The following is a 17,734-nucleotide window of genomic DNA, read 5'->3' as shown; positions in this document are numbered from 1 at the left end:
GCGGCGCAGATAGTACCGATATGCCTCGCACGGGCTGTTTCAATCCACGCCCCCGTGAAGGGGCGACGGCCGAGGGCGCGAGCTAAGGCGTATCGAATCGCCGCGTTTCAATCCACGCCCCCGTGAAGGGGCGACAGTCTTTGAATATACACTTGTCCAAGAAGGCACAATGGCTCGCTGTGCGCGAACCCTGGTGTTTGGCTCGTCGGCTGGGCACCCAACAACCGAGTGTGGAGTTTAAGTCATTGTCTTTCAATGGCATTTTTCAGCGCGAACATCATGTGTTCAGCATGATCGCTTACGGTTCGCGCGGCACGGGGTGACGTGCTCAAAAGATCAGCGGGGCATCGAAACCCTGGGCGGGTTTGGCACCCACATGTTCGATCCGCCGGGCGGCGTTGGCACCCAGATGGTAGAAGCGCAGACTATCCACGGCGGGATCGATTTCCCCCACCAGCCTTGCCCGCAGGGCCACCCATTGTGCCGGTTCCACCTCGCACTCAAAGACCGAAAATTGCACGCGCTGGCCAAAATCCTGGCAGGCGCGGGCGATGCGGCGCAAACGGCGACGGCCTGCCGTGTCTTCGGTTCGGACATCATAGGTTATCAGCATCAGCATAGGCCGGACACATCCTATTTCCAGAGAAAGGGCGGGTAGCGGTCAAGGTCGCCGCGCAGGTGCCGGGCCAGCAGCCGGGCCTGGATATGGGCGATCAGGCCGATCGTCACCTTTTCCTCCAGGAAGGGATGCACCAACTCCTCCCGCTTGCGTTCCTGATAGGTGGCCAGCACGGTTTTGCGCGCGTCATCGCGCAGCATTACGGCCCCGCCTTCATGCTGTTCAAAATCCCGTGCTGTCACCTGTCCACGGTTCAACAATGACAGGGCCACGCGATCAGCCAGCAGGGGGCGCAGCTCCTCCATCATGTCCAGCGCCAGCCCGGCACGGCCCGGCCGATCGCGGTGCAGGAACCCGACCTGCGGGTCCAGCCCCACCACCTCCAAGGCGGAACGGCAATCATGGCCCAGAATGGCATAGAGAAAGGAAAGCAGGGCGTTGGGCACGTCCAGCGGTGGTCGGCGGCTGCGCCCCCGGAACCGCAATTCCGGCGCACTGGCGCGGATCAGATGGTCGAATACGCCAAAATAGGCGCTGGCCGCGTCGCCCTCCAGCCCGCGCACCCGGTCCAGATCGGGCTCATCGGCGGCCAGACGGGCGGCATCGCCCAGGCGGCGCTGGGCATCGTCGATGGCGGCGGTCTGATCGGGGGGCAGAGAGTTGCCATGATCGCGCAGGGCGCGGCGCAGAACTGTCCGCTGGTTCGCCACCTTGCCGGCGACAATGGCCCCGGCGATGGTGGCCGATGCTGCGGGATCGTCGGCCTGCCGGTATTGGCGGCGGCGTAACAGCACATTGCCGGACTGCGCCCCCTCCACCCTGGCGATGAACTTGCCATATTCAGACAGGAAGCTGACACCAATCCCCTGTTCTGTGCAGAAGCCCATCAGGGCCGGCGACATGCCAACCCGGCCAAAGCAGACCACACCCCCCATCATGTGGGCGGGCACCCGGCCGCGTTCCTGCCCCTCCACCTCCACCACAATATTGGCCCCGTCCTTGCGCAGCCATGCGCCCTCTGTGGTGACGAACAGGGTGTTCAGATGCTGGCGCATGGTTCAATCCCGCAATTGCCGACGCAGCCAGCCGGTCACATCGGGATGGTGGGCCAGCGGGCGCGGCTGGCAGAGGTCGATCAGGGAGCATTGACCACATTTACGCGTCTCGAACACAGGCGGGGGCGTGGTGCCGCTGGCCAGCATGGAAGCCACCTCTGCGGCCACCTGTTCGGTCAGCGCGCGCAGGGCGGTATCAAAAACAATATCCGTGCGTCGCCGTGTCTCCCCGTAGAACAGCGCACCGGTGGGGACGGGCTGGTTGAACATTTCCTCCAGGCACAATGCCTGGGCGCAAAGCTGCACCTCATCCGCGCGGTGGGATTTGGGGCGGCCCCGTTTATATTCGACGGGGAAGGGGGCCACGCCGCGCAGTTCCACCACATCCGCCACCCCCGCCAGATGGAGGCGGTGACAGCGCAGCGGCAGTGCCCGCAGCGTGCGCACCTCCCCCCGTTTGGTCCGGCCCGGTTGATCGGCGCGTTCATGCAGGATGCGGCCATCGGCGGTGGCCGCATTTTCCGCCCATTGCCGTTCCAGATGGATCAGGGCGCATTGGCGCGGGCAGAACAGCCAATGTTGAAGGGCCGACAGCGGGATCGGGTCGTCACGTTCCATGCTGTCGGCCCTCCATTTTTCAATCAGGCTCAGAACCGCTCGATGATCTCTACCCCTGACGGCAGACCGTCGTGGTTGATGGTCACGGCATAGTCGGCAAAGCTGCGGGCAGGGGGCCAATTGTCGGTGCGGGGGTCCTTCACCGGCACCTCGCTGCCGGCATGGCGGCGCAGCACCTGTACCCGATCAAACAGGCCAGGGGCAGCGGCATTGCCCAAGGCGTTGGCATGTTTGAACAGGATCAGCTTGCGGCTGCCCATTTCGCCGCGCGCGGCGGAACGGTCATGGTCGAACATCTGTTCCAGCGCCGACCAGAGCAGGTCCAGATCCGCCTCCGAAAACCCCGTCTTTTCCGCCAGTTTGGCCGAGATATAGCCATGGGCCCGGTACAGCCCATAGGGGATGATGTGCTTGCGGCCCATGGTGCGGTTTTCCCGCCGCGCGCCCTCTGCCTCGCCCTCCTTCTTTTCACCCTCGGTCGTCGCGGCCATGCGGGTGATGGAGATTTCCAGCGGCAGCACAGGTTCCACCGACTGGGCAAAGGCGAACTGCACCGGCCCCCGTACCTGTCCGCAATTGATGCCGGTGCCCATCACGGCCCCGAAGGTGCGGACATCAAAGAAATTGTCGCACATGAATTTGCGGACGGCTTTTTCTTCCTCGTCGCCCTTGGGCGTCAGCTTCTTGGCGGTAGCTACATCGGCATCGTCGGGGCGCACGGCCTTATAGGCTTCGCGGTGCTTCTCGTTCAGGATTGCCCCTTCCTGAACATAGATGCCCTTGCCGGGCTCCCCCTCATGGAACAGGCCCACGAAGTTGCGGATCTTGCGCTTCAGGCAGACATCGGTGACCAGGCCATGGTTGGTCTCCGGGTCCAGGCGCGGCAGGTTGCCGGCATCCGGGTCGCCATTGGGGTTGCCGTTGGTGACATCGAACAGGAAGACGAATTCGTAACGATTATTCAGAACACTCATGGATCAATCCTCCTGCCCCTGGTTTCCGGCCTCTTCTCCGGCCTTGGCACTGCGTTCATTGCGTTGATGGTAATAGCCAACGACGAAGCGCCCCTGATCCTCCAGCCCGAAATGCCGGGGCAGGGTGGTGGCCAGCCCATCCATGATCTCGCCCACCTGTCCTTCGAACCAGCCAGCCAAGCGCTTGGTCTCATGCTTCTTGCGCAGGACCGACAGATGGTGTTTCGATCCGCGTAGCAGCAGCGGGAACACGGCGGACGGCGTGGCCGATGCGGCCCCGAAATACCGGTCGCCGATGCTGGCATTGACGCTGCCCAAGGCGCGGTACTGGATACTTTCCAGCATGGCGAACAGCCGGCCCAGCCGGTAGGCCGCGTTTGTCTCTTCCCTGTCCAGGCTCACGTACAGTTCCTCCTTCTCAGGCGTTTCATGTTTTTCGGGGGCGGCGATGCGGGCGTCACGGGCCAGCCAGGCCTTGATGATGGCGGCGCGCGCCGGGCGGATTTCCCCATCGGCGCGGATGCGTTGCAGCACCGCGGATAGAAGCGTGCGGGGATAGCGGCAGTTCGGGTTCAGGACGGCGCGCATCAATTCCCCGCCCAGCAGGGGCTGGATATTCTCCGCCTTGTCCTGCACCGCCGTCTGGTACAGCAGGGCCTGCAGCTTGGGTTCCCCCTTCCAGGCCGGCGGGTCCAAGCGCAGGTCGCGCGAGTGCCAGCGCAGCGCCGTGGCGAAACCACCCAGCGTCATTTCTTGAAAGAGCCGCACCGACAGGCGGGCGGCATTTGGGGCCAGACCCAGGATGTAAAAGCGCGTGGCCGGATCGACGGTTACGGATGCCCGTTCCACCGGCATCCCCTTGGCCAGATTTTCCAGCGCGTCGCCGACCTTCCGCGCCTCCTGCCCGTCACTGGGGATGTCGTCATCCTCATCCGCGAACCGGGGGGCCAGGGCGGCACCGGCCAGTGCTTCCGCCTCTCTGGCTGCCGCGATGCCCGACGCATCGGCCCAGAAGGCAACGGACGTATCGCCCACCTGCACCCGGTTGTCGCTGCCCTTGGCCAACAGCGCGTTCAGCGCCGTGCCATAGCCGAAGGCCGCCGCTTCCGACACCGGCGCATTGCCGCCCTGTTCCTTGGCGTAGGAGGTGAAGGCATCCAGATTGAACGACACCAGCGAGGCACCGGAGCTTTGCGCGCCCCAAACCCCCTTGATGGCGGGATGCAGGCGGGCGGCGGGGGCCTGTTCGCCCGTGACCAGACACATCTGTTTGTCGCTGGCGGTGGCTGCCAGTTCCCGACGCCAGATTTCCTGTGCAGCGGACCGTTCATGCAGGAACTGGCCGGGATAATCCTCGTCCAGCGCGAAGACGATATTCTGGTCCAGAATCTCCGTGTCCCAGCCCTGATCGGTAAACGCATCCGGGTTCCAGGCTCGCAGAAAGGCGAGCAGGGCCTGCAGGCCTGGATCATCGCTCTGGCCCAGGGCCGCCTCATGCTTTTCGCGGAACGCGGCCAGATGCGTGGGATAGGGGGCAAGCCCGCCGCTGGCCTTATCCTTGCCCAGCCCCAGCACGAATTTCGTGTTGTCCCACAGGAAGAAGGCGCGCGGCGTCACGCCGGGCCGTTTGAAACTGGCGGGGACGGGCAGGGGAGTGGGCGGGCGCTTTTTATCGGTGCCGCGCAGATCATCGGGCGGGCGGGACAGGGTGCCATCCCGGTTCAGCACCAGACAGAAGCCGATGCCTTCGGTGGTGAAGCCGAAGGGTGGGGCCGCCCCCTCGGCCAGCAGCCGGTCATAATGCCGGTTCAATGCCATCAGGATGGTCATGACCGCACCTCCCCGCTATGCCGGTCCGGGACGGTCAGCACGCCGTCGCAAAGCTGCGCCCGGAAGAACAGCGGCACACAACGGTCGTCGCAGCGATGTCCGCCCGGATCGCCATGGTGATCCATGTCCAGCAGCATCCAGCCCAGATCCTTGTTCACCTGATCCGTTGGCAGATTGTGGGCGGGGACAGGATCGGTCCACAGCTCGAAAGCCGCCGGAAATTCCCGCGATCCGAAACAAGGTTGCTGAAAACACTGCCCGGTGGCGGCGCGGCGGTTGAAGATGTCCAGATGTTTGCTGGTGTTGTCATCCGGCCCGGCCCGGTCGGTCATCTCGAAATGCGCTTCGATGATGTAATCGACATGGCGCAGCAGGGTGGCGGCCCGCTGCTGCCGGTCCTGATCGGCGCGGGTGTAAAGGTCGGTCACATGCCCGGCCTTCATGGCCTGCTTCACCTTGGCCACCGGCATCTTGGATGCCACCTCGTTGCGGCGGATCGACATGAACTGAATGGGATTCAGCACATGGATGCGATCCACAACCCAGGTGATGGCCGGTTTCCAATGCACCGCCTCCAGAATACCGCGCGCGGCAGAGGGTGTCAGGACGTCGTAGGACACCCTTTCCACCTTCATTTCCGGCCTGGAGAAACAGGCAAAATCACCCCGCACGCGCAGTTTCACGCCGAATGGCATTCGCCTTTTCCTCCCCTCACATGAATCCATTGCCAATGTCCCGATAGGTCGGATCATCCCAACGCAAGCCGGCCTTCGCGTCATAGAGATCGTTATTGGTCAGCAACACAAACTGATCCCCGTAAAGGTCGGGTCGTACATACCCTGCCGCTTTCGCCTCCAGCAGCTTGGCCCGCGCCCTGATCGGCACCTGCACCATGTAGGGCTGGAGCTTGCGCGCGATGGTACCGGGGGAGGAGACATAGGACAGGTCGCGCACCAAACCGGCGATCTTCTCCGCCGCCGGCTTGTACGGCACGATCACCGGGGCCTGGGCATCGTCGATCAGCCGGAACAGCCGGGCTACGGTTTCATAGGGAAACAGCAGCGTATCGGCCCGGTCCTCCAGCATTTTCAGGATGTTATGTTTGTCCAGCGCCCCTGCCAGCCCCTTTTTCCAATAGAGTTCCTGGAAATAGGCGCGGATGGCATCCAGGCCCAGCGGGTCATCAGTCCGTGACAGCACCCGGGCCGCCGTGTCGGCGAAGATCTTCAGATCGGCGGGCGGGCGGTGGCCCTCCTCATCCGCCGGATTGAACAGCAGGACACGCCCGCCCTCGCGCCCATGTTCGCCATGGCGGTTACAACGCCCTGCCGCCTGGGCTACGCTGTCCAGCCCGGCCAGTGCCCGCATCACCAGCGGAAAGCTGATATCCACGCCCGCTTCCACCAGGGAGGTGGCGACGACCCGCACGGGCCGCTGTTGCGCCAGATCCTCCCGGATGTCGGCCAGCACCGCGCGGCGATGTTCCGCGCACAGGGCGGTGGTCAGCAAGCGGGGTTCCGCCCTGTCCGCCGCCTTCAGGGCGGCATAGAGGTCGGCGGCGTGGCGGCGGCTGTTGACAATGGTCAGGCATTGCGGCGCGCTTTGCATCGTCGTCACCAGGGCCGCCACATCGGGCCGGCCTTCCATGGTTTCCACCCGCACGCGCTTCAGGGCCTGATACAGCCCCGCCGGGTCTGGTGCCAGTTCCCGCACATTGTCCAGTCCGTCGGCGAACAGCTTGCTGCTGTTCACGGCGGGCTGGGTGGCGGTGCATAGCACCAGGGTGCAGCCGAAATCACGGGCCAGCGCATCGATCAGTTTCAGGCAGGGGCGCAACAGCGGCTGGGGCAGGGTCTGCGCCTCATCCAGGATGATGACGCTGCCGGCAATGTTATGCAGCTTGCGGCATTTGCCGGGCCGGTTGGAAAACAGGCTTTCAAAGAACTGCACCGCCGTGGTCACCACCACGGGTCGGTCCCAGTTTTCCGCTGCCAGTCGCGCCTTTTTGCCACCATCCGGTGCCTCGGCATCGCTGACGCCTGTCTCTTGTCGTTCGGAACCGCCGTCAAAGCCGCTGTGATGTTCCAGGATGGCATCATCATCCCCCAGCGCCTTGCGGAACACATCCGCCGTCTGTTCCACAATGCTGGTAAACGGGATGACATAGATGATCCGCTGCTTGCCCCAGCGAAGCGCATGGTCCAGCGCAAAGGCCAGGGAGGCCAGCGTCTTGCCCCCGCCGGTCGGGACGGTCAGGCTGAACAGGCCCGGTTCCTGTGCGGCACCCGCCAGCACATGGGCCAGAACCTGGGAACGCAAGTCATTGATGGTCCCCAGTGCCGGATTATCCGCCACATCGGCCCGTGCCTTGGCTGACAGGGCCGCTAGGTGGTCGGCCAGCCGGTCCCGCAACATCCCAAGACTGGTATCGCACCCGCGCTGCACAGGCTGCTGCTTCAGGTGGGCATAAAAAGCCTCCGTCGCCAGCCGGTCGGCATCGATCAGGGTGGAGAACAACATGCGGCCCAACAGGGACCGGCGCAGGCCGCTATCCAGATGCTTGATGGAGCGGCGGACCTGTTCCGGCGCTGGCGGCTCCGCCCCTTCCGCACAGGTCAGGTTGCCCTTATACCGGTCCAGCCGGCTTTTCAGGCTGCTGAGCTGTCCCGTCGCACCATCACCATCGGCCAGACCCGCATGGTGCCCCGCGATGGATGCCGCCAGCAAGGGGCCCCATGAACGCCCATAATGCTGACCGGCAATGGCCGCACCGGCCGTTGAATGATCCGGGCTGGGCCCCTGGCCCCGGATATAGAGTTGATAGGCCTGCGCCATCTTCCCGACATCATGCAGCAGGCCCAGCGCTCGGCCTGCTGCTTCATACCCGAACACCCCCGCGAATTGCGCCGAAAGCACAGCCACATCAATCAGATGGGTAACCAGCGGCTCCCAGCTTTCATAGTCACCACGATGTCCGGAATGGGCGTAGAGCATCGGATAAATACACTCATTTTATTCCAGGTTGAGTATAGAATATCTGATTGCAAAAAAATATATTGATTCACGTAATTTATCTCTTGCCCCTCTGCTACACTCCTCATTGGCGCACCGTTACCAGCAACCGCGCCTCCGACGACCTCGACAACAGGTCAACCGTGATTGGTGATTACAAACCTACAGCGGCGGTTATGTTGAGTGCAAAGCGGTCCCGTTCGCGCTGGTAAATCCGGGTTGTCGTGACTGACGCATGGCCAAGGTGCCGCTGGACCCGGCGTTCGTCGATATCGGCATAGGTCGGGACACCCGCGCGCAGGCTATGCGCGCCCCAGAGCCGCCTCCTGTCGGCCTCGGGCAGATCGCTGCGCACCCCGGCGGCCAGCGCCGTCTGCTGAACCAGATAAAGGATCTGCTTGGCCGCCAAGTGGCCGGCGCCGATGGTGCCATCGGGGGCGATCGGCCGGAAGACCGGCCCCGAGACGATACGCGCCTCCTCCAGCCAGCGGCGGATTGCCGTTACAGGACACGTCCAGTCCGTAGAGCCGGGACCGACCGGCACCTCCCGCCACCGGCCGCGCTTTCCCCTGGTAATGATCAGCAGCTGCTCGCCATGCCACTCAATCCAGCCCGTGCAATCTGTCACAGAGCGATCATCCGGCCGCTCGGCATCCAGGCTGACCAGCTCGGAGCGCCGCAACGCTGAAACATAACCAAGCAGCAGGATGGCTCTGTTTCTCAGGCCACGCCGATCCAACGGGAGATGACCAACCATGGCACGGATATCCTCGGGACTGAGGGCGTCCTTACGCCTTGGGGGCATGTAATGCACGGCTTCGATGCCGTCCAGGATCTGGGTAATCAGGGGATGACGGCTATCCAGTACATAGCCGAGCTGCTGGGCCTGGGCGATCAGGCCATACAGACGGCGTCTCACGGTACTGACCGCCCGCCGACGGCCGGTCTTTGGGCTGGGATTGTCGATCAGGTCGGTCAGAAACAGGGCGACGGCCTCGACCGTCAAATGATCTGGCGGGCAGCCCCGCCGCCGGCAGAAGTCCAGCCAAGCGAGCCAGTCGTCATGATAGGCGGCCATTGTCGCCGGCGCCTGGGCCGCCGCCAGGTAAGCATCGGCGCGGGCGGCCAATCCGGACAGGTGAGAAAGATCGGCTGACACCTCCTGGCGCCGGACCATCGGAACCAAGAGGGAGCGTTGATCATCGGCCATGGACCGTGTCCTCTGCCAGCCCCGTTGCTGGCATCAATAGCATCCGGATCTCGGTAGCAACACAAGGCTGATACCCAGGTGTCCCCCGCTCCCGCCGGCGGGGATTTGGCCGGAAGCTTCCCCCCCCCCTGGGCCGTCCCACAGCCACATCGCGTGCTGGCTGCCTTGGGTGAGGGGAACCCCCAATCCACAATAAGCGCAGACTTTGGCCACAGCGGCCGCAATACCAGCGTTCCAGGAGGGAGAGTCAATCATTGGTCCAACCCCAGCGCACGCCCTTCCGTTAAGATCAGGTTCACGCCGGCAGCATAGTGGCGTGGATCCATCCGTGCCGCGACAGGGCTTCGGAGCATCTCCTGTGCTGTCTCCAAGGCCGCACAGTATGCGTAGAGCGTAGTGGCTGAGCCATCTTTGCGCGGACGGGCCTCCGGCCGGGCGCAGTAGGCCAGGGCCAGGGCTTCTTCCGGCGTCCCTGAGACCGGCCTCAGGTTAAGTGGTGCGACCTCCTGGGCGGCGGCGGTACCGGCGACAGCGGTCAACAGCAGAGCGACAGCGGATATCTTCACATCCCACCTCCAATATCAATACCGGCCGCGACGAGGCGAACGAACAAAGGGCACAACCAGCCCCGGGCCCGCGGCGGAGGAGCCGGGCATGTCGGAACTCTCATTTCCCGTCTCATCGACCCTATCGGCGCGCACCTTGAGCCACTGGACCACCCTGTGAAGGATCCACCATGAGGCGAACAGCGCAGCCTCTGCGATCATCACCGCCAGCGTGACACTTAACGACATCACGACCAGTGCCAAATAGCGATGCTCGTCGGCGGCCCACCACCAGCCGGCGCCGCCGATGGCGCCCAGCACGGCGGCCAGCGCCGCCGCCCCGCACCCCCACATCAGGAGCGTATCCTCCTGCGGCCGCTGGGAGTCCTTGGGTGCGACTTCGCTTTCGAGGCTTTTGAAGCCAAGGTAGATCAAGATCGGCGCCGCCACCCACCCGGCAATATTGGCCCCCAGGATGGCCAGGGCCATCAGACCGGCCAGCAAATAGGCCACATATATGGCCAGCTGCTGGCCACCGGCGACGGCTGCCCAGCTATAGGCGCCCCAGGCCGGCCGCTGCCTCAACTCATCCTTGCTGGATATGCGCATGTCGCCCCCTTGTCAGCCTGTTTTTTCGTCCGATGGTACGCGCTGTTCTGCTCTTGTTCTAGCCTATCGGTGTGCTTTCGTCCATAGGGCGCTAAGCTTAATTATAACCCTATGAAGCTTCTTCCAACTCACGGCGCTTTTACCGCTGATTTATGCACAAAAGTGACCGCAATACCCTTGACGCCTCCCCGCCACCTGCCACAATCAGCGCCCCCAAAGAGGCTGACAAGGACAGGCCATGGCCGATATTGCCGACGATCCCGTGACAAGGCTGGCCTTCAGCATCCAGCAGAACAAGGGTGTCTATGCCCTGCTGCTCGGCTCCGGCGTGTCCAGCGCCGCCGGCATCCCTACCGGCTGGGGGATCGTTCTCCGCCTGATCCAACGAGTTGCCGCCGCCCGGACGCCTGCCATAGCCCTGAAGTTGGAAGAGTGCGAAGCTTGGCATCGGCGAGAGACAGGATCGGATCCAGATTATAGCACGCTCCTGCAGCAGGTCGCGCCGTTGCCCGCAGAACGCCAGCCCATCCTGGCGGAATATATTGAACCGACGCTGGCCGATCGCGAGGCCGGGCTGAAAATCCCAACCCTTGCCCACCAAGCCATCGCCCGGCTGGTCCGGGATGGCTATATCAAAATCATTCTGACCACGAATTTCGATCGGCTGCTGGAGGAGGCCCTGGCGGCCGAGGGCGTCTCCTACAGTCGGGTGACCTCGGGAGCCCAGTGCGAAGGGGCTCGCCCCCTTCAGTTCATTCCAGACGGAAGCTGCCTGATCGTCAAGCTGCACGGTGACTATCAGGAAACGACCATCCGCAACACGGTGCCTGAGTTGGCTGCCTATGATGCGCCTGTCAACCGATTGCTCGATCGAGTCTTCGATGAACATGGCCTGATCATCTGTGGCTGGTCGGGAATGTCGGATCATGCCCTGCGGCAGGCCCTGCTGCGGGCGCCGGGGCGGCGCTACAGCACTTGGTGGGCGGATCTGGCGTCCCTTTCTCACGCGCATGATCTGATCGATCATCGCAAGGCCGAGACCGTCAGGGCCTCCGCGAACGATCTCTTTGTCAGTCTGGCTGAACGGGTGGAACGTATCGAGGCCATCCGCCAACCGCCTCCCGAAACCGTCCAGTTGCTGGCCGCGCGCATGAAGCGGTACCTCGCCCGGCCAGACGAGTTTCGGATCGAACTGGCCGACCTGGTCACCGCCGAAGCGGATCGGCTCATCGCGGCTCTGTCCGGCCCGGACTTCGATCCACGCGTCCCCTACAGCAGAGAGGCGTTGGTCGTCAGGCGCGATCGCCACGAAAGCCTTACCGAGCGGCTGGCCATCCTGCTGGGCCTGCTGGGCCGTTGGGGTGTAGACGATGCAACCAAGGCCCACCAACAGCTGGCGCACAACACCCTCGCGCGGGTCTATTTAGGTGCGAAGGCCGCAGGCCAGCTCGCACGCCATTTCGAGAATATTCAAACCTATCCGGTCCTGCTGCTTTTTCATGCCTATGGAGTGGGATTGACGCACGGGGAACGCTGGCAGGCCTTGGTGGAGTTCTTCCGGCTGCAAGTCGGGCGCGGTGTCACGCAGCAGAGGCCGTTGGTTGATTTGATGCTGCTAACCTGGTGGGAGCCGCTTCACGCACGGGATGATTTCGTAACGCACCTGACCGGACTGACTGCGGACGGCCATGAAGCACCGGTGACGGAGCATGTGTGGCGATGGCTTCAACCCCGGCTCTGTCATTTCGCTGCGGACGTTGCGGATCGCGACATGCTACACGCCCGGTTCATTGTGTATGGTTCCTTCGCGCATTTCTGCCAACGCCCGGAGCGATATGACCACCAAGGGCAACCAGCCCGGAGCGGCGTTGATATGGCGGTACCCGTGCTGGAGCGCAGCATCCTCCGGTTCCTCGTGGATGAAATGCGGAGCCGCACCATCGATGGGCAAGGCTTCGCACCCGCCGGCACTGAGCTGCGGCTCTATGACGCCTATCGAGCCAATCTCAATCGTAAGGTCCGCCTCGACGGCTGATCGGTCCCGGAGCAACACGAAGATGCCAAGCATCATTGAAGATGGAACCCTGAGGCTGGCCTTCAGCATCCAACAGCAGCCGGGCGTCTATGCCCTGCTGCTGGGCTCAGGCCTCTCCAGCGCCGCCGGCATTCCGACGGGCTGGGGCATCACCATTGATCTGATCCGACAGATCGGCACCCTGAAGGGTGAGACAACCGACCGTACCGATGCCGATTGGGAAGGATGGTATCGGGCGCAAACCGACCAGGCGCCGGATTACAGCGCGCTGCTGGCGGCCCTGGGACGACAGCCCAGCGAACGACAGCCAATCATTGCCCGCTACATCGAACCCTCCGACGAGGACCGGGCCGAGGGACTCAAGGTGCCGACCCTGGCGCATCACGCTATTGCGCGCCTGGTCGCTGGCGGTTACATCCGGGTCATCCTCACCACGAATTTCGACCGGCTGCTGGAAACGGCGCTGCGTGACGCCGGCGTCGAGCCGGTGGTCATTGCGTCACCGGACCAATGCAACGGTGCCCGCCCCTTGCAACATGTTCCCGCCGGCAGCTGCACGGTTGTCAAGCTGCACGGTGATTATCTCGACGTGCGCTCCCTGAACACGGCCGAAGAGCTGGCCACCTACGATGCCAGTATGGAAGGGCTTTTGGCGCGGGTCTTTGATGAATATGGGCTGGTTATCTGCGGCTGGTCTGGTGTTTGGGACACGGCGCTGCGCCAGGCCCTGCTGCGGGCTCCCGGCCGGCGCTACAGCACCTGGTGGGCCAGTCTTGGCCCGCTGGCTGCTCCGGCGCAGGATCTGGCCCGCCACCGTGATGCCCAGCTGGTGACGATCGACGGCGCCGACGGGTTCTTCTGCCGGTTGGCTGACCAGGTGGAGCTGATCCATCAGGCCCGCCGGCCGCCCCCAGCCAGCGTGGAGCTGCTGATCGCTGCGGCCAAACGGTACCTGTCGAAACCAGAGTTTCGGATAGAGTTGTCCGATTTGCTGGATGCCGAAGCCAGCCGGGCACTGACGGTCAGCAGCAATTCACCGCTGACCGCGTTACCGGTTAACGGCATCCCCGCACGGCGGCACCAAATCGAACGCTATGAAGCCGCGTTCCAGCCCCTGGCCAGCATTGCTGGCGTGATCGGTCGCTGGGGAAACGATGAGGCCGATCAGGCCGTCCTCGCCGTGATCCGGCACCTGTACAATCTCAAGCCCGGCAGCGGCGGCACGAATGATGATTATCGGATAAAAACCTACCCGGCGCTCCTGGTGTGTGCCAGCTATGCCCTGGGCCTGATTGCCGCGCAGCGTTGGACCGCTCTCTGGCAGCTGTTTCAGTTCCCATTAGCGCAGCTGCGGGGCACCTTCCTCCCGATCGCAAAGTGTTTGTTTTTGAATGCGTGGGAGGGCAGCGCGCTTACGGAGTGGTGGCAATCACTGGAATTGGAGGACAGGAAATCGGTGATACCGTTGGTCGTCCGTCTCTGGACGCTCTTAGAGACCTGGGCGAAGCAGTTTCTGGGTCCAGTGGCGAGCTTCCCGACCATCATGGGCCGGTATGAGCTGCTTGGTGCGCTTGCGATATGCAGTGAAATGCCCACCACCACGCTAGAAGCGGCTTTAATTGCCCCCAGAGGAACAGGCGGGATTGGTTTTCCGGTGGGCAAAATTGGATGGGATTGCAGCCAAAGAAGAGAACTAATGAATGCCATGATCAAAGAAATAAATCTTTGGCCGAATGCTGCTATCGACCAGCGCTGGCTAGAAGCATTCAAACAACTTTATGAGCGTCAAGCTGAGGACTGGCGCCGGGGATAGCAATGCAAGCCATCCTCGAAGAATCTCCCGGCTGGATGCGTGCGGCCGCTGTGCAGCCCTTGTTACGCCTGGGGGCACGGCTGGCTGACCTGCACCAAGCCCTGGCCATATCTCCGATCGCCGGCTTAGTGGCAGATCGGGCGAGCCTGATGGCGGCAGCCAAGGTGTTGGCCAGCGCAGGACGCCCGGAAACAGTCCCGGAGCTGCGCGATATGCGGATGATGGGAGACCCCGCTGGCCCTGGGGCTCCCACCTTGGCAGCCTGGTCCTGGCTGGCAAGCTTGCCCTGGGAAGAGTCCGCCGCCAGCCGCTATCGGTCGACACACGGTGATCTGCAGGGCATGGCCACCGACCACCGCCACCATAACCGGCTGTTTGAGCTGATCCGTGGATTGGGATGGCGGGACACAGACGAGGCGCTGTTGCACCTCGTCCTGGCTGTCGGTACCGCTGCCGCCCTGCCCTGCCCGCTCGCCGCTATCGGCACTGTCCTGGAGGCTACCACCGGCCTGCCGCTATCGATCCGCCTGCTGGCTGGCGACTATGTGGTCGGTCGCTGTCTCGGCTGGCCCCTGCCCCTTTATAGTCTGGGCCTGGGGCGTCGGGAGCAGCCCGATCCGTCAGTACCGGCGATCGCACGCACGCTGCTGGCGGGTACGGGGGAAATCCTCAGCCTGGTGCGCCCCCTGGCCAGCCAGGCCGCCCGCTTGATTGACAGCGGCCGTCAGGTGCGCACACGTCAGGCTGCTGGGGTTATCACACGCATTCTCTCGCGGGACGCGGTGTGGTCGGCGGCGCTGGCCGACCTGCTGCCGGATCGGCCAGCCCGCCGGCTCCTCCAGCGCCTGGTTGATCTGGGGGCGGTGCGGGAACTGACGGGACGCCCCAGCTATCGCCTATACGGGCTTTGAGCATGGCGACGCCCCCGCTGGATCGCGAGCTGCTGGACCTGCCGCCTGAGATGCGGATGCGCGAATGGATGCTGCGGGTGGAGGCCTTGATCTTTGCCAGCCCCCGGCCAGTGCCGCCCCCCGTGCTGGCGCGTCTGATCGGAAGCAGCGTCCCGCTGGCCGACATCATCGCCCTATTGCAGGATGAGCTGCGCGCCCGGCCTTATGAGCTGCTGCATGTCGCCGGCGGCTGGCAGCTGGTGACGCGAGAGCGCTATGGGGCCATGCTGCGCAGCCAACTCGCCGGCGATGCGGTCACTGTTGATCTAAGCCGCCGCGAGGTGGAGTTGCTGGCGGTCATTGCCTTCCACCAGCCCATGACGCGGCGGCAATGCGAGCAAATCCTGGGCCGGGCTGTCAGCGGCGACGATATCGGCCGTTTGCGGGCGCAGGGCCTGATCGCTGCTGGCCACCGCCGGCCGGGACCGGGGGCACCATTCACGTTGGTAACGACGGATTGCTTCTTGGAGTTGTTTGGGCTGGCCAGTCTCGCTGATCTGGACGATCCTGCTTTACTTCTGTCTGCAACGTCCCCGGCGTAGCGGGTGATCGGTCCAGTCGGTGCTGTTGATCAGCGAAAATGCATTCGCATTCACGACCTCATAATCTAGCCAGAGATTGCCGAACCCTTGTAGTCAGGCGTCATTTGGCAAAGCAACGGCCTTCGTCAGATCGAAGATGCGCTTACGTACTAAGGGATCGGCAATGCGGTAATAGGCCCGCACCAACTCTAACGTTTCGCGCTTATGCATGGGGTCTGGCTCGTCGGCGTCCGGCATCGCGGAGGGAGCACACAGACTCTCACCGCTCTCAGGATCAGCCATGTCGTCATAGAAAAATGACACGGGGACATCCAGCACACGGGACAGGTCGAACAGGCGGGAAGCGCCGATACGGTTGGCGCCCCGTTCGTACTTCTGCACCTGCTGGAACGTCAGGCCAATGGCCTCGCCCAGCTTCTCCTGGCTCATCCCCAGCAGAGTGCGGCGGAGTCGGACGCGGGAGCCGACATGCACATCGATTGCATTGGGCTTGTCCAACTTTGGACGACCGCTGGGCCGCCGAACTTTGACGACATCGTTCATCACTAGCTCACCTTGCGTTACCGCGCCATAAAGCGCTCACTGGTTTAAGTAAAAAACTTCACGTCCATTGTAGAATACCGTATTCATGGGCCATTTATCTTGACAAATTTTCAGTAAAACCGATTTTGCCAATTTCCATGTCGTCGCCTCAACGGTCATAACAATACGATCATTCGACACATTTAATAGAACAAGCTTTTCAGGTAGAAATATTCTAATATCTTTCGACCAAAGACGCTGGATATTACCATTGATGGATACGAATTTTTCTCCGTTGTGGCACATAATAAACGCTTCGATTTGTGGCTTCGGCTTCATACGGCTAAGCCCCACATCAAGAGATACCAAGCCCAAGCAGCTGCAAGGATGACAGCCCCGGCCGCAGCCTTGATTACGATCTCCACCAATGCGCCCAGACGGACTTTGCCGAACCATATCCAGAGATTTGTGCTGAACATGTAGGAGCTCCAGTGCTATTCAGAAAGCATGATGACCCTACATAACACATCATATGATGCACCATCAATCAATTGATGCAAAAATGACAAATAAGCCAGAATTCTCCCTATCATCGGCCGCCTTGCGCGCAGCGCGGGCTGTGCTTCAGGTGCAGCAAGTCGAGGTCGCTTCATTGGCTAAATGGTCCCTTCCCTCCGTCCAGCGGTTTGAGCGAGGTTCCAACGTGTCGCAAGCGCGCCTTAGGATCCTCGTCGAAGCATTGGCAGGAATGGGGATTGAATTTGGACCGGGACAGTTGAAGCACCCGAACCTGTCTCAGATGTCCGTCCGGAGCCGGGCCGCCCGCGAACTGCTGCGGTGGTCACAATCACAAGCGGCCGAAGCTGCTGGTTTGACCAGGCCGACAGTCAGCAGATTGGAAACCGAGGAGACCGATAGCCATGACAGCACCATTATATCGCTCATGCGAGCTTACAAAGACGCAGGAGTATCGTTTGAAGCGGAAACGATGATCAGTTCCTTGCTCTAATCATCGCCCGCTGTCGGTCTATATCCGTTGCCAGTTCAGCCAGCTTCCCCTCGCGTATGCATCCTCGAATGCGCCTACCATCCACTCCACCCGGGATAATAAAGGGACTAATCGCGGGAACCGAACGAAACTGTCCATCCTTTTCTTGTACCGTCATCTGCTGAAAAAAAATTGCAACGAGACATTCGGCTAGCAAGGACCAAGCGTCGCTTCGTAAGCGGCCCGCTAGATCAGCCAGTTTCCCAATCCCCCCCTCAATCCCATCTGCATGGAAATTCGCCAGCACAAGGTGATTTGTTGTCGCCGCATCAAGGGCAACGGCTGCTTCAGAGGGCGAACGGGTTTCGCCCATGAAAATCCGATCGATGCCACTACGAAGAGCTCGACGTAA

16 protein-coding genes and 1 CRISPR repeat array (1 of these 17 cut by a window edge) are annotated in these 17,734 nt (G+C 62.5%); of the genes, 5 read left to right on the top strand and 11 right to left on the bottom strand.

Annotated elements, in window-relative coordinates:
• Positions 1-135: a CRISPR direct-repeat array (repeat unit 31 nt; unit sequence GTTTCAATCCACGCCCCCGTGAAGGGGCGAC) (it extends 2,661 nt beyond the left edge of the window).
• Between the two features lie 193 nt (positions 136-328).
• The 9 genes from cas2 to GE253_RS22865 all read right to left on the bottom strand — a co-directional run bounded on the left by cas2 (position 329) and on the right by GE253_RS22865 (position 10,472).
• Positions 329-619: a CRISPR-associated endonuclease Cas2 gene (cas2, locus tag GE253_RS22905; RefSeq protein ID WP_153206477.1), complete on the bottom strand. Its 291-nt coding sequence runs from the start codon at positions 617-619 to the stop codon at positions 329-331.
• A gap of 14 nt (positions 620-633) precedes the next feature.
• Entirely contained in the window at positions 634-1,674 is a 1,041-nt protein-coding gene (cas1c, locus tag GE253_RS22900; RefSeq protein ID WP_153206476.1) for a type I-C CRISPR-associated endonuclease Cas1c, read from the bottom strand.
• A gap of 3 nt (positions 1,675-1,677) precedes the next feature.
• Entirely contained in the window at positions 1,678-2,292 is a 615-nt protein-coding gene (gene cas4, locus GE253_RS22895) for a CRISPR-associated protein Cas4 (RefSeq protein WP_153206475.1), read from the bottom strand.
• A gap of 29 nt (positions 2,293-2,321) precedes the next feature.
• Positions 2,322-3,266: a type I-C CRISPR-associated protein Cas7/Csd2 gene (cas7c, locus tag GE253_RS22890; protein WP_153206474.1), complete on the bottom strand. Its 945-nt coding sequence runs from the start codon at positions 3,264-3,266 to the stop codon at positions 2,322-2,324.
• Between the two features lie 3 nt (positions 3,267-3,269).
• Entirely contained in the window at positions 3,270-5,096 is a 1,827-nt protein-coding gene (gene cas8c / locus GE253_RS22885; protein WP_153206473.1) for a type I-C CRISPR-associated protein Cas8c/Csd1, read from the bottom strand.
• Positions 5,093-5,791, bottom strand: a complete 699-nt coding sequence (gene cas5c / locus GE253_RS22880; RefSeq protein ID WP_153206472.1) for a type I-C CRISPR-associated protein Cas5c — start codon at positions 5,789-5,791, stop codon at positions 5,093-5,095. Before cas5c ends, cas8c begins: the two co-directional genes overlap by 4 nt.
• Before the next feature lie 16 nt (positions 5,792-5,807).
• On the bottom strand, positions 5,808-8,090 hold the full coding sequence (gene cas3, locus GE253_RS22875; protein WP_153206471.1) for a CRISPR-associated helicase Cas3': 2,283 nt from the start codon (positions 8,088-8,090) through the stop codon (positions 5,808-5,810).
• Between the two features lie 172 nt (positions 8,091-8,262).
• On the bottom strand, positions 8,263-9,318 hold the full coding sequence (locus tag GE253_RS22870; protein ID WP_153206470.1) for a tyrosine-type recombinase/integrase: 1,056 nt from the start codon (positions 9,316-9,318) through the stop codon (positions 8,263-8,265).
• A gap of 581 nt (positions 9,319-9,899) precedes the next feature.
• Positions 9,900-10,472, bottom strand: coding sequence for a hypothetical protein (locus tag GE253_RS22865; RefSeq protein ID WP_153206469.1), 573 nt, complete (start codon positions 10,470-10,472; stop codon positions 9,900-9,902).
• 238 nt (positions 10,473-10,710) lie between these two features.
• On the opposite strand from GE253_RS22865, the gene GE253_RS22860 reads away from it, so the two are divergent.
• From GE253_RS22860 to GE253_RS22845, 4 genes are read left to right on the top strand one after another with little or no spacing between them, the layout of a single operon-like run.
• Positions 10,711-12,507: an SIR2 family protein gene (locus GE253_RS22860; RefSeq protein ID WP_153206468.1), complete on the top strand. Its 1,797-nt coding sequence runs from the start codon at positions 10,711-10,713 to the stop codon at positions 12,505-12,507.
• Between the two features lie 22 nt (positions 12,508-12,529).
• Positions 12,530-14,320, top strand: a complete 1,791-nt coding sequence (locus GE253_RS22855; protein ID WP_173012787.1) for an SIR2 family protein — start codon at positions 12,530-12,532, stop codon at positions 14,318-14,320.
• Between the two features lie 2 nt (positions 14,321-14,322).
• Entirely contained in the window at positions 14,323-15,231 is a 909-nt protein-coding gene (locus tag GE253_RS22850; protein WP_153206466.1) for a DUF1403 family protein, read from the top strand.
• 2 nt (positions 15,232-15,233) lie between these two features.
• The gene (locus GE253_RS22845; RefSeq protein WP_153206465.1) at positions 15,234-15,812 is read left to right on the top strand and encodes an SMC-Scp complex subunit ScpB; all 579 of its coding nucleotides are present in this window, start codon (positions 15,234-15,236) and stop codon (positions 15,810-15,812) included.
• Between the two features lie 93 nt (positions 15,813-15,905).
• Here GE253_RS22845 and GE253_RS22840 read toward each other — a convergent pair whose 3' ends face one another.
• A complete protein-coding gene (locus tag GE253_RS22840) occupies positions 15,906-16,355 on the bottom strand; it encodes a helix-turn-helix transcriptional regulator (RefSeq protein ID WP_153206464.1) in 450 nt (149 codons plus the stop codon).
• A gap of 511 nt (positions 16,356-16,866) precedes the next feature.
• On the opposite strand from GE253_RS22840, the gene GE253_RS22835 reads away from it, so the two are divergent.
• Positions 16,867-17,343, top strand: a complete 477-nt coding sequence (locus GE253_RS22835) for a helix-turn-helix transcriptional regulator (RefSeq protein WP_153206463.1) — start codon at positions 16,867-16,869, stop codon at positions 17,341-17,343.
• Here the strand turns inward: GE253_RS22835 and GE253_RS22830 are convergent.
• On the bottom strand, positions 17,327-17,734 hold a 408-nt coding region (locus GE253_RS22830), incomplete at its 5' end, for an ATPase, T2SS/T4P/T4SS family (protein WP_173012786.1). The two genes, GE253_RS22835 and GE253_RS22830, sit on opposite strands and share 17 nt — an antisense overlap.

This window comes from Niveispirillum sp. SYP-B3756, assembly GCF_009495745.1.
GTDB lineage: Bacteria > Pseudomonadota > Alphaproteobacteria > Azospirillales > Azospirillaceae > Niveispirillum.
This window is presented reverse-complemented; position numbering and strand designations above follow the sequence as displayed.

What these genes read in the sequence shown, in the direction of transcription:
- cas2 (WP_153206477.1), bottom strand. Translation starts at nt 619, where the DNA reads ATGCTGATGCTGATAACCTATGATGTCCGAACCGAAGACACGGCAGGC.
- cas1c (WP_153206476.1), bottom strand. Translation starts at nt 1,674, where the DNA reads ATGCGCCAGCATCTGAACACCCTGTTCGTCACCACAGAGGGCGCATGG.
- cas4 (WP_153206475.1), bottom strand. Translation starts at nt 2,292, where the DNA reads ATGGAACGTGACGACCCGATCCCGCTGTCGGCCCTTCAACATTGGCTG.
- cas7c (WP_153206474.1), bottom strand. Translation starts at nt 3,266, where the DNA reads ATGAGTGTTCTGAATAATCGTTACGAATTCGTCTTCCTGTTCGATGTC.
- cas8c (WP_153206473.1), bottom strand. Translation starts at nt 5,096, where the DNA reads ATGACCATCCTGATGGCATTGAACCGGCATTATGACCGGCTGCTGGCC.
- cas5c (WP_153206472.1), bottom strand. Translation starts at nt 5,791, where the DNA reads ATGCCATTCGGCGTGAAACTGCGCGTGCGGGGTGATTTTGCCTGTTTC.
- cas3 (WP_153206471.1), bottom strand. Translation starts at nt 8,090, where the DNA reads ATGCTCTACGCCCATTCCGGACATCGTGGTGACTATGAAAGCTGGGAG.
- GE253_RS22870 (WP_153206470.1), bottom strand. Translation starts at nt 9,318, where the DNA reads ATGGCCGATGATCAACGCTCCCTCTTGGTTCCGATGGTCCGGCGCCAG.
- GE253_RS22865 (WP_153206469.1), bottom strand. Translation starts at nt 10,472, where the DNA reads ATGCGCATATCCAGCAAGGATGAGTTGAGGCAGCGGCCGGCCTGGGGC.
- GE253_RS22860 (WP_153206468.1), top strand. Translation starts at nt 10,711, where the DNA reads ATGGCCGATATTGCCGACGATCCCGTGACAAGGCTGGCCTTCAGCATC.
- GE253_RS22855 (WP_173012787.1), top strand. Translation starts at nt 12,530, where the DNA reads ATGCCAAGCATCATTGAAGATGGAACCCTGAGGCTGGCCTTCAGCATC.
- GE253_RS22850 (WP_153206466.1), top strand. Translation starts at nt 14,323, where the DNA reads ATGCAAGCCATCCTCGAAGAATCTCCCGGCTGGATGCGTGCGGCCGCT.
- GE253_RS22845 (WP_153206465.1), top strand. Translation starts at nt 15,234, where the DNA reads ATGGCGACGCCCCCGCTGGATCGCGAGCTGCTGGACCTGCCGCCTGAG.
- GE253_RS22840 (WP_153206464.1), bottom strand. Translation starts at nt 16,355, where the DNA reads ATGAACGATGTCGTCAAAGTTCGGCGGCCCAGCGGTCGTCCAAAGTTG.
- GE253_RS22835 (WP_153206463.1), top strand. Translation starts at nt 16,867, where the DNA reads ATGATGCACCATCAATCAATTGATGCAAAAATGACAAATAAGCCAGAA.